The following is a 10,612-nucleotide window of genomic DNA, read 5'->3' on the forward strand; positions in this document are numbered from 1 at the left end:
GGCCAGGGCCGGCCCCATCGCGGCGTAGCCGGCGGAGGAGCCGGCGTTGAAGGCGTTGTTGACCCACATGCCGGCGCTGGTGCGGGTGTCGGTGGTGGCGAGTTCGTCGGCGACGAGGTAGGCGCAGGTCATCAGTGGTGAGACGAAGATGCCTGAGGCGGTGGTGATGGCCGTCAGGACCCAGATGTTAGGCGCCAGGGCTGCTGCCGCCACGCTCAGGCCGAGGGCGGCGGTCAGCAGGGGCAGGCGGGTGCGGCTGGGGATGCGCCAGCTGATGGTGCCGTAGGCGAGGCCGCCGAGGATGCTGCCGACGGACATGCCGGCGTCGGCCCAGGCGATCGCCGACGGTTGGTGGTGGCGCATCGCGAACGCCACGATGGCCAGGCTCTGCGCACCGAGGCCCAGGCCGACGCCGGTGGCGGCGAATACGGGCTCGGCGATGCGGGACAGGGCATGGCGCTCGCCGCGCTGAGGCCGGCCGCCTTGGCGCTGGCCACGTCGGCGCCGGCCCGCCCGACCGATTCGCGGCGCGTCGGCGGGCTCGGACGGGTTGGCGGCAGTGGCCTGTGCCGCCACGGTGCCGATCACCGGGGACGTCATCAGCGCCACCGTGCCGACCGCGACCAGCACCGCGCTCAGCAGCACGCCGAACGCCGGGTTCGCGATCAGGATCAGTACCCCGACCAGCAGCGGCCCGCTGACGCCGATCACCTCCTCGGCGACGGTGTCCAGGCTGAACGCGCGCTGCACCAGCGCCTGGTCGTCGCCGCACATCGTGCGCCACAGCGTGCGCATCGTCGGGCCGAGCGGCGGAGCCGTGGCGCCGGCAGCTAGGGCCAGGGCTTCCAGGAGCCACAGCGGGGCGCCGGGGCGCCACGTGGCGGCTGTCAGGCCCAGCAGCGCTCCGGCGTACGACAACGCCAGGGGGAGCAGGGCGGGGCGGATGCCGTGGCGGTCAATAAGTCGGGCACGGACCGGTGCCAGGGCCGCGACCGACAGCGCGAAGACCGCCACCACCGCACCGGCACGGCTCACCGAGCCGTGGCCGGACGCCAGAGCGAGGGTCATGGACAGGACGACCGTGCCGTAGGACAGCCGTCCGATGAGAGCCGTGGCGAAAGTGCGCGCGGCAAAGGGCAGGCGGAGTACCGCCATGTACGAAGACAAGGGAGTGGTTCCTCACCGGGAGATCATGTGCAGGGACGCCGACGGACCGCGTCACGGCCGGTGGCCGCGGCGATCGACGTGGGTCCTTACGCACATGAGGTGTGGAACATGGTGCTGATGATAGCGAACCGCGGCGGCGAAGCGAATGCTTTTGCTCGTGGCGGCAAACTCGCCGGGCCGCGGCTCAGCACTGTGGCACGATCTTGGAATGACCGGCGAACCGATGACAGGCGGCGTGAACACGGTCCTGCGCATCGGCGACCGCGTGCACCGACCGGCAGGGGAGTGGACGCCGACCGTGCACGCTGTGCTGGAGCACCTGGCCGCCAAGGACTTCAACGGAGCGCCCCGGGCCCACGGCTTCGACGCCGAAGGACGCGAGATCGTCGATTTCGTGCCCGGCGACGTCCCGGGCTCCGAGACCGTCGTCTCCGACGAAGCGTTGGCCGAGGTCGGAGCCCTGCTGCGCGGCCTGCACGACGCGACCGCCGACTTCGTCCCGCCGAGCGGAGCCACCTGGTACTTCGAGCCCCGCGAGCCGTCCGAGGTGATCTGCCACGGGGACGTGGCCCCCTACAACACCGTCTTCCGCGACGGCCGTCCGGTGGCCTTGATCGACTTCGACACCGCACATCCCGCGCCGCGCGTCTGGGACGTCGCCTACGCGGCCTACCGCTTCGTCCAGCTCGTCGAAGACGGCGCACCTCCTGAGGAGCAGGCCAGGCGCCTGGCGCTCTTCGTCGACGCCTACGGCCTCGGCGCGCGCGATCGGGCGGTCTTGCTCGATACTGTCATCGCCCGCCTGGAGCACCTTGTCGGCTTCATGCGCCGCCAGGCTGCCGCAGGCCATCCGGCGTTCTCCCGGCACGTCGCCGAGGGCCACGACCGCTACTACCTGGGGAACATCGCTTACCTCAAGCGGCATCACGCCGTGCTTGAGGGCGCCATGAAGAAGTCTGATTCTCTATAGGCCGGAGAGGCTGCCCTCGGCCTTGGCCCGCTGCCGGGCGAGGTCGGCGGTGTGCCAGAGATGAGCGGTTCACGGGTTCACAGGTTCACAGGTTCACAGGTCCACAGGGCGAGCGAACAACGCGTCGAGCCCCGGGCGCGGCCTCGAAGGGTGTGTGATCCCGATCGGGGGCGCCGCGGGTCCGCCGCTGGCCGGACCCGGTTGTCCCCGAGGAGATCCGTGCTCTGGAACGAGCTGTCGTGAGCTGGGTCGAGCTATGGGTCGAGCGGGGAACGGGCCGCGATCGACGCGGCCTCAGGCCGCGGAGCGGTCCGTCGGGCGGTGCGGCGCGATCGCCTGGCCGTCGGGGAGCAGTTCGCCGGTGTCGTCGAACAGCACGATCCCGTTGCACAGCAGCGACCAGCCCTGCTCCGGGTGCGCGACCACGATCAGCGCGGCGTCCCGGTCGCTGGCGGCGGCGCCGGGACAGCAGGGATGGTGGTGGCACGCGTGCGCGGAGCCGGGTCGGGAGGCGGTCATCGTCGTCATGGTGGTTCTTCTTCGTCCTCGGGGCGGCCTTGCGGTGGGGCCGCCGTGGTGTGGTCTGAACCTCGGTTTTCGCCTGTGGTCTGAACCAGTGCTCCTAGTGTCGCGCGTCACACGGCTCGGCGCAGGGAAATCCGGTGAGGTGACTCGGGCATTCGGGGAATGTAGTGCTCTGGTGTGGCGCCGGAGCCCGGTCACGTAGTCACTACTGACTAGACGCGAGCCAGCTGTCAGCGGTTCGTCGCTCTGAGCTGTCTTTGAGCTTCCTGCCGGTCGGTGTTTGCTCTTAGGGACGGCTTCCCTAAGGGTGATCCTGGGTTATCTGACGGACACCCGGCGTGTCCCCAGATGGCTCATCCGGGGACACGCCGGGGTGGCTCACTGGTCCGACAGCCGGCCCGCGAAGCCCGCGATGACCGCCGAGCCGATGTCCGCCGGCGTGGCGGCGTGCAGCGCCTGGCCGTTGGCGGCCGCGGTGATCCTCGACAGGGTGGTGAGGTCCACGCCGCTGCCCAGCGCCACGACCATGACCCGGACCGGGTGGTTCGGGTTGGCCGTCTTGAGCGCGTTGAGCTTGGCGATGAGCTGGTCGGCGGTCATCGAGTTCAGGCCGTCGTCCTTGCCGTCGGTGAACACCACGATCGCGTTGGACTCGTTCGGCGTCCAGCCGTTCAGCACCGTCTTGTAGGCGTCCAGGACGGTGTCGTACAGCCCGTTGCGGCTGCCCGGCTGGATCGCGACCTGCTGCAGCGCCGCGTTCAGCGCCGCGCGCCGGTTCGGGTAGGTGCCCACCGGCGCCGACAGCGGGCCCAACGGGACCAGCTCGTTGTGCACCGTGCCGCCGCCGTCGGCGGTGCTCTTGGTGGTGAACGTCCACAGGCCCAGCTGGGAGCTGTCGCCGAACAGCGGCAGCCCGGCCAGGCAGGCCGCGGCCGTGATCTGCAGCCGGGTCAGCGGGGTCTGGGTGTTCGGGTCGACCTGGCCGGGCACGGCCACCCCCATCGAGCCGGAGACGTCCATGACCACCAGGCCGCGGGTCTGCTCGCTGGTCACGTTCCACACCGACAGCGAGGTGCCGGCCGCGGTGTGCGTGGAGTCGGCCGGCGCTAGCGCGGGCACCGCCGGGTTGACGCCGTTCGCGGCGGTCAGGATGCCGGCCGCGGCGCCCTTCGGGTCCCGGAACCCGGCCTTCTGCAGGGTGTTGACGGCCGCCGGGCTCTGCAGCACGCCCTGGAACTCGGCCGCGGCCTTGGCGTGCCCGCCGTCCAGGTTGGAGCTGACGGTGTACGGATAATCCATCATCATCGTGCCCAGACCCGGATCCGCGGGATACAGCGCGACCAGCGGGGTGGCCGGGCTGGCCGTGTTGTAGGCGGCGATCTTCTGCTCGGTGGACGGGAAGGCCGCCACGCCGCCGGCGCCCGCGGCGGTCGCGACGTCCGACGGCAGGCTGGTGAGCAGCGCGCTCATTGAGCTGGAGACCGAGGTGCTCATGACCCGGTAGACCAGGGTGAGGTTCTGCAACGCCTGCGCCTGCTTGGCCTTGTCGGCCCCGGCCGGGCCCAGGACGGCGGCGCGCAGCATGGTGATCGCGGCGAGACCGGGCCCTGAGGTGGTCGGGTCCGAGACGGCGGTCTGGAGCTTGTTGCTCTTGAAGTTGGCGAGCAGGTCGCTCCAGCCGAAGGGCTTGGCGGGCCAGCCGTTCGCGGCGGCCACCGGCTTGGGCATGCCGATCACCAGCGGGCTGGTCGCGATCGGCGTCGGGTTGGCCGCGAGCGACTTCACGCCGTTGCCGTGCGCCACGTCGATCCACATGCTGCTGTCCGGGATCCACACGTCCGGCGCGCTGGTGACGTCCCCGCCCTTGGCGGTGCCGGCCAGGAACGCCGCCACGGCCGAGGCCTCGGCGCTGGTGACGTTGACGTGCACGCAGGGGTCCGACATCCCGTCCGCGACCGCCTTGACCGCGGTGTACACGTCGGGGTTGGCGTCCACGTTCAGCGTCGTCGGCGTCCCGCACGAGCTGTTGGAGGTCGCCGGGGGGTGCCCGCCGCCGGCGTTGCTCGTGGAGTTGTGCTTCTTGGTGTAGAGCACGTACCCGCCGCCGGCGGCGAGCACGAGCGCCGCCCCGAGCGCGACCAGCCCGGTCGGGAACGACGATCCGCCGGAGCCGCCCCCGCGGCCGCGGGAGGAGTTGCTGGGGCCCTCATAGGACCGGTGCCTGCCTGCCACGGGGGTCACGATCCCTTTCGTTGCTGAATGTCCGACAGTAGTCTGAGTTTTTGAGTTGGCATGTCGGTGTGAATAGGGCGTCCCGCGCGTGGACCGCGGGCCTGGACGGCAAAGGGGCGCGCCTGTGGGCGAGCGTGTGGTCGCGACCGAATTCACCGGGGCGGATCGGACGAGATTCCGGGAACGGTTGCGCGCAGGCTTCGAAGTGTTCCGCCGCATGCTCGCCGAGGACCGGTTCGAGCGCGGCCGCACACTGATGGGCGTGGAGCTGGAGCTGGACCTGGTCGATCCGATCGGCCGGCCGGTGATGGTGAACGAGGACGTGCTCTCGCGCATCGCCAGCCGCGACTTCCAGACCGAGCTGGGCCAGTTCAACCTGGAGGTGAACATCGCCCCGCACAAGCTGGTCGGCACGGTGTTCTCCGAGCTGGCCGAGGAGCTGCGCACCTCGCTGGCCTACGCCGACCGCCAGGCGCGCGCCGCCGGCGCCAGGATCCTGATGATCGGCATATTGCCGACCCTGGACGAGGCGCACATGGTGGTCGAGAACTTCTCCGCCGAGGACCGCTACTTCCTGCTCAACGACGAGATCGCGCAGGTCCGCGGCGAGGACTTCCTGGTCCAGATCGACGGCGTGGAGCGGCTGCGCACCACGTTCGCCTCGATCATGCCGGAGGCCTGCAACACCTCGGTGCAGTTCCACCTGCAGGTCTCGCCGGAGACCTTCGCCCCGGCCTGGAACGCCGCGCAGGCGCTGGCCGGAGTGCAGGTGGCGCTGGGCGCGAACTCGCCGTTCCTGTTCGGCCGGGAGCTGTGGGCCGAGACCCGGATCCCGCTGTTCGAGCAGGCCACCGACTTCCGGGTGGAGGAGCTGGCGGCGCAGGGCGTGCGGCCGCGGGTGTGGTTCGGGGAGCGCTGGATCTCCTCGCCGCTGGACCTGTTCGAGGAGAACCTGCGGTATTTCACGGCACTGCTGCCGGTGTCCTCCGACGAGGATCCCGAGAAGGTGCTGGCCGAGGGCGGGATTCCGCATCTGCCGGAGCTGAAGCTGCACAACGGCACCGTGTACCGCTGGAACCGGCCGGTCTACGACGTGGCGCGCGGCAAGCCGCACCTGCGGGTGGAGAACCGGGTGCTGCCGGCCGGCCCGACGGTCGTGGACGTGCTGGCCAACGCCGCGTTCTTCTACGGCTGCGTGAAGGCGTTGATGGAGGACCCCGATCCGGTGTGGGGCCATCTGGACTTCGCCGACGCCGCGCGCAACCTGCACCACGCGGCGCGCTTCGGCCTGGCCGCCGAGCTCGCCTGGCGCCAGGACCGGTACAGCGGCCCGGTTCCGGTGCGGGAGCTGGTGCTCACCGAGCTGCTGCCGGCGGCGCGGCGCGGGCTGGACGCCCTGGGCATCGATCCGCGGGACCGGGACGAGTTCCTGGGGATCATCGAGGGCCGGTGCGTCACCGGACGCAACGGGGCGACCTGGCTGTCCGGGGAGTTCCACCGGCTGGTCGACGACGAGGGCGTGGAGCGCGCCACGGCCCTGGAACGGCTGACGATCGCCTATTCGGACCTGATGCTCACCGGCGCGCCGGCGCACACCTGGACGCTGGGCTGAGCCCGGGTCCGGGCCGGTTCGCCGTCGCCGCCGCATCGGTGCGCCTTTCATCTGGTCTTTCGGTGTGGTCAAGGCCGTGGTCAGAGCTTTAGTCAAGGGGTGTGCGTCCGCATATGCGCCGCTGCTGCGGAACAGTAGTTCGGCCGTGAACCGGCGGACAAGAGACAGCGGGTTTTACCGGTTGTCCGCGCCCACTTTGTTACTTCGAGGTAACCGTGGGTCCGGAAGCGGTGACGTCAGGTCTACCGATCACGGCCGCCGGCCCGTTCGGACTCGTTCAGCGCTTCGGCTGCGATGATGCGTTACGGCGGTCGAAGACGTCAGTCGAGAACGTCAGTCGAAGACGACGCAGCGGACGAGGGTGAGGAGCCGGCGTGGCGGTGGTGGACGAGGGCGTGGTGCCCACGGGGGGCGGGCCGATGTCCGAGGCGCGGTGGCGGACGCTGCTGCGGTTCGAGGTCCTGGTGGTGCTGGCGCTGTCGTTCGGCCAGTCCGCGGTGTACTCCTTCGTGTCGATCATCGCCAAGCTGACCGCGCGGCAGGCGCTGAACCAGCAGGCGGCCGGGCTGAACGCCTCGCAGTCCTCGCGGCCCTGGCTGGACTTCACCTACCAGCTGCTCGACCTCGGGTTCAGCGTCGCGATCGTGGCGCTGGTGGCGTATCTGCTGCTGCGGGACAACGCCTCGCTGCGCACCCTCGGGTTCGACCTGGCCGGCGGCTGGCGGGACTGGGCCCGCGGCGCGGTGGTGGCGGCCGGGATCGGCTCGGCGGGGCTCGGGCTTTACGTGGTCGCGCACGCCCTGAACCTCAACGCGACGGTGATCCCGACCACGCTGCCGGACGTGTGGTGGCGGGTGCCGGTGCTGCTGCTGGACGCGTTCCGGAACGGGGTCACCGAGGAGGTCGTGGTCCTGGGGTACCTGCTGCGCCGGTTCGAGCAGCTGGGGTTCTCCCGGACCCGGTCGGAGATCATGTCCTCGCTGGTGCGCGGGTCGTACCACCTCTACCAGGGCTTCGGCGGGTTCGTCGGGAACTTCGTCATGGGACTGATCTTCTGCCGCGCCTACCGGCGCTGGGGCCGGGTCATGCCGCTGGTGGTGGCGCACGGGCTGATCGACAGCGTGACCTTCGTCGGATGGCTGTACTGGGCGCACTATCTCGGGATCCCGGGGGCTCCGAAGTGACGCCGGTTCAGCTAATCTGACGCACCGTCAGAAAGGGAGAGTGCGATGGCGGACGAGAAGGCCCTGAGCGTGGCGTCGGTGTTCCCGGCGGCGCGGCTGGAGGACGGCGTGCGGTTCCTGGCGGCGGTGCTGGGCATCGACCCGACCTTCGTGGACGGCGAGCGCTGGGCCCAGTTCGACCTGGGCGGCGCGCGCCTGGCGCTCGCCTCCGGGGCTGAGTCGTCGGGGGCGGCGCAGGTGATGGTGAAGGTCGCGGACGCGGCGGGGACCGCCGAGCGGCTGGCAGAGGCCGGCTACGACGTCGTCGGCCCGGTCGCCGGTCCGCATGAGGTGCGGTTCTCGGTGACCGGGCCGGATGGGTGGTCGGTGGTCGTCTACGAGCCTGTCTGAGGCTCGCGGTTCGGTCGACGGACCTCTGTGAGGCTCGCCGGTCTTACTGCTGGTGCGTCGAGCTCTAAGCCGCCGGAATGGCTGGCGCTTGTACTACCGGGGCGACCGGGGCGGTCTCGGCCGCGGTGTCCAGCGGCAGCGGTTCGACCAGGTGCGGCTCGACGGTCGTGACCGCGGGGGCCGGCTCCATCGTCGGCTCCAGGGCCGCGGTGGTGGCGCGGTCCAGGTAGCGCTGCAGGCGCGCCTCCAGGTTGGCCTTGGCGGCCGGCCACTCGGCGCGGACGATGGAGAACAGGGCGCTGTCGCGCACGCCTCCGTCGGCGGCCGGGAAGTGCGCCCGCTTGATGCCCTCGAACTGCGCGCCCAGGGCGCTGATCGCGGCCCGGCTGCGGGTGTTGCGCACGTCGGTCTTGAGGCTGACGCGGTGCACGTCCCAGGTCTCGAAGGCGTAGGTGAGCATCATCAGCTTGGCCTCGGTGTTGACGCCGGTGCGCTGGGCCGAGGGGTGCAGCCAGGTCGAGCCGATCTCGGCGGCGTCCGGGCGGCCGTCGGGGTTGAGGTGCCCGTGCCGGGGCGGCCAGACCCCGGCCCGCCAGTACTCGAGTTCGCGCAGGCGGGAGGTGCCCACGATGCGTTCCTCGCCGGTCAGCGGATCGATCGCGATGGTGGTGAAGGGGACGGCGACACCGGCGGCGAAGTCCGAGGTCGCCAGGGCCACGTACCGGGCGACTGCGTCGTGGTCGCGCGGCACGTAGGTGAAGTCGTAGGTGGACCGGTCGGCGATGGCCGCGAACAGCAGGCCGTCGATGTGGTCCGGTCGCATGAGCTCCAGGCGGCACAGGTTGCCGTGGAGCGTGACGGGGGAACGCATGCGCATATCATCCACGACCTGACGGTCTTCGTCGTGCGACACGACAGGTTGGCACTCTTGCGGGGTGACGGCGCAGGTCAGAGCGCTGGTTCGGGGACCGGTCGAGGGCGCTGGGCGGGGTCGGCGGGGGACCGCGGCGGCACCGGCCGACCGAGGCATGTCGCGCGGGTTTCGGGTATGCGACCGATTGATGTCCAGGGCGTGACCCGGCGGTACTTGAGGCTTCGGATGAGGTGCCGTCGCGAGGGTCGGCGAAGGTCCAGGTGGGACGCGGGTCGGTCGCGCGGGGGTCGCCGTACGGACTCGGTCCGGTGTGGTGACTGGCGTGCGGCGGGGGTAGTGCCGGATACTCCCGTTGTCGTCCGGTTGTCGGCCGGTGTGATTTTCTTTGGTGGTTCCTCGGCGAGGGTCGCCGGGTGGGGATAGTGGCTCGAATTTTGGGAGAGGCTAGCGTGGCCGAGGTAGAGCAGCAGTTCGGCGGCGGGGCGGATGAGGCCGACGGGCTCCAGGTCGGTGGCGCCGATGCGGTGACGGAACTGGAGACGCAGGCGCCGTCCGCGGCGTTCGACGCCGACCCGGTGGTGGCGGCGGGGTTCGTGGCCTTCGAGGCCGGGGACCTGGAGGCGGCCGAGGGCGTGTTCGCCCCGGCGGCCGGCGGCGGCAGCCGCGCGGCGATGTTCGGCCTGGGCCTGGTGTATCAGGCCCGTGACGACTTCGACCAGGCGGTCCGCTGGTACGCGGCGGCGGCCGAACTCGGCGAGGCCGAGGCGGCGAACAACCTGGGCACGCTGCTGGCGGTGCGCGGCGAGAACGACGCCGCGGTGGCCTGGCTGAGCCAGGCGGTCGCGCTGGGCTCGTCGGAGGCCGCGGTGAACCTGGGGCGCATGAACCACTGGGACAACCCGGCCGAGGCCGAGTTCTGGTACCGCCGCGGCGCCGAGGCCGACGTCGGCTCGGCGATGGCGAACATCGGCGTCCTGGCCCAGCGCCGCGGCGACCTGGCGCAGGCCGCCGAGTGGTACCGCAAGGCGGTGGAGGCCGGCGAGGTCCGCGCGGTGAACAACCTCGGCAACGTCCTGCTGATGCAGGGCGAGGTCGAGGAGGCGATGGACTGCTTCCGGCGCGGCGCCGAGGACGGTGACGGCCACGCGCAGGTGAACTTCGCCCTGCTGTCCCTCGCACGCGGCGAGGTCGAGGAGGCCCTGGCGGCGGCCGAGCGCGGACGCCAGTCCGACGCCCCGGGCGCGGAGGTCGTCTACGGCCAGGTGCTGCTGGCGACCGGCGACCAGCAGGGCGCTGCGGAGGCCTTCCAGCGCGCGATGAACGCCGGAGACCCGTCGGGCGCGTACGCGCTCGGTGTGGTGGCGGCTCAGACCGGCGCCTTGATCGACGCCGAGCGACTGTTCCTGGCCGCCGCCAACGCCGGACACGTGCCGGCGATGTGGAACTCGGCGGTGCTGTTGCAGCAGAGCGGGAAGACCGAGGCCGCGCTGCCGTGGTTCGAGGCCGCGGCGGCTGCGGGGCATCCGGAGGCGCAGGCGGTGCTGTCGGGGGCGATTTCGGTGCAGCCCGGCGGCGACAGCGGGGGCGTGGCGACCGCTTAGGTCTTCAGAACACGCGAAGGGCCGGCCGCGCGAGGTTTCGCGCGGCCGGCCCTTGAC

General features: G+C 71.2%; 9 protein-coding genes. 5 read left to right on the plus strand and 4 right to left on the minus strand.

Annotation, left to right across the window (positions count from 1 at the left end):
• Positions 1 to 1,167 (minus strand): MFS transporter (locus GWK61_RS49125; protein ID WP_194920528.1); only part of this gene is annotated, 1,167 nt, incomplete at its 3' end.
• Positions 1,168 to 1,375: 208 nt separating this feature from the next.
• Between GWK61_RS49125 and GWK61_RS49130 the strand changes: the two genes are divergently transcribed.
• Positions 1,376 to 2,137, plus strand: a complete 762-nt coding sequence (locus GWK61_RS49130) for a phosphotransferase enzyme family protein (protein ID WP_194920531.1) — start codon at positions 1,376 to 1,378, stop codon at positions 2,135 to 2,137.
• 294 nt (positions 2,138 to 2,431) lie between these two features.
• Here GWK61_RS49130 and GWK61_RS49135 read toward each other — a convergent pair whose 3' ends face one another.
• Together GWK61_RS49135 and GWK61_RS49140 are read right to left on the minus strand one after the other, a co-directional pair.
• On the minus strand, positions 2,432 to 2,665 hold the full coding sequence (locus tag GWK61_RS49135; RefSeq protein WP_194920533.1) for a DUF5999 family protein: 234 nt from the start codon (positions 2,663 to 2,665) through the stop codon (positions 2,432 to 2,434).
• Positions 2,666 to 3,040: 375 nt separating this feature from the next.
• Positions 3,041 to 4,894: a substrate-binding and VWA domain-containing protein gene (locus tag GWK61_RS49140; protein ID WP_194920535.1), complete on the minus strand. Its 1,854-nt coding sequence runs from the start codon at positions 4,892 to 4,894 to the stop codon at positions 3,041 to 3,043.
• A 124-nt stretch (positions 4,895 to 5,018) separates the two neighbouring features.
• Here GWK61_RS49140 and GWK61_RS49145 point away from each other — a divergent pair, with 124 nt between their 5' ends.
• The 3 genes from GWK61_RS49145 to GWK61_RS49155 all read left to right on the plus strand — a co-directional run bounded on the left by GWK61_RS49145 (position 5,019) and on the right by GWK61_RS49155 (position 8,080).
• Positions 5,019 to 6,506, plus strand: coding sequence for a glutamate-cysteine ligase family protein (locus GWK61_RS49145; protein ID WP_194920537.1), 1,488 nt, complete (start codon positions 5,019 to 5,021; stop codon positions 6,504 to 6,506).
• Positions 6,507 to 6,880: 374 nt separating this feature from the next.
• The gene (locus tag GWK61_RS49150) at positions 6,881 to 7,690 is read left to right on the plus strand and encodes a CPBP family intramembrane glutamic endopeptidase (RefSeq protein WP_323748113.1); all 810 of its coding nucleotides are present in this window, start codon (positions 6,881 to 6,883) and stop codon (positions 7,688 to 7,690) included.
• Positions 7,691 to 7,735: 45 nt separating this feature from the next.
• Complete coding sequence (locus GWK61_RS49155; protein ID WP_194920540.1) at positions 7,736 to 8,080, plus strand: VOC family protein; 345 nt, start codon at positions 7,736 to 7,738, stop codon at positions 8,078 to 8,080.
• A 64-nt stretch (positions 8,081 to 8,144) separates the two neighbouring features.
• Here the strand turns inward: GWK61_RS49155 and GWK61_RS49160 are convergent, their stop codons facing one another.
• Positions 8,145 to 8,951, minus strand: coding sequence for a GNAT family N-acetyltransferase (locus GWK61_RS49160; protein ID WP_194920541.1), 807 nt, complete (start codon positions 8,949 to 8,951; stop codon positions 8,145 to 8,147).
• 452 nt (positions 8,952 to 9,403) lie between these two features.
• Between GWK61_RS49160 and GWK61_RS49165 the strand changes: the two genes are divergently transcribed.
• Positions 9,404 to 10,555 (plus strand): SEL1-like repeat protein, encoded by a 1,152-nt coding sequence (locus tag GWK61_RS49165; protein ID WP_194920542.1) that lies wholly within the window; start codon positions 9,404 to 9,406, stop codon positions 10,553 to 10,555.
• The last annotated feature ends 57 nt before the right edge of the window (positions 10,556 to 10,612 follow it).

This window comes from Catenulispora rubra (assembly GCF_015356825.1).
Classification (GTDB): Bacteria; Actinomycetota; Actinomycetes; order Streptomycetales; family Catenulisporaceae; genus Catenulispora; species Catenulispora rubra.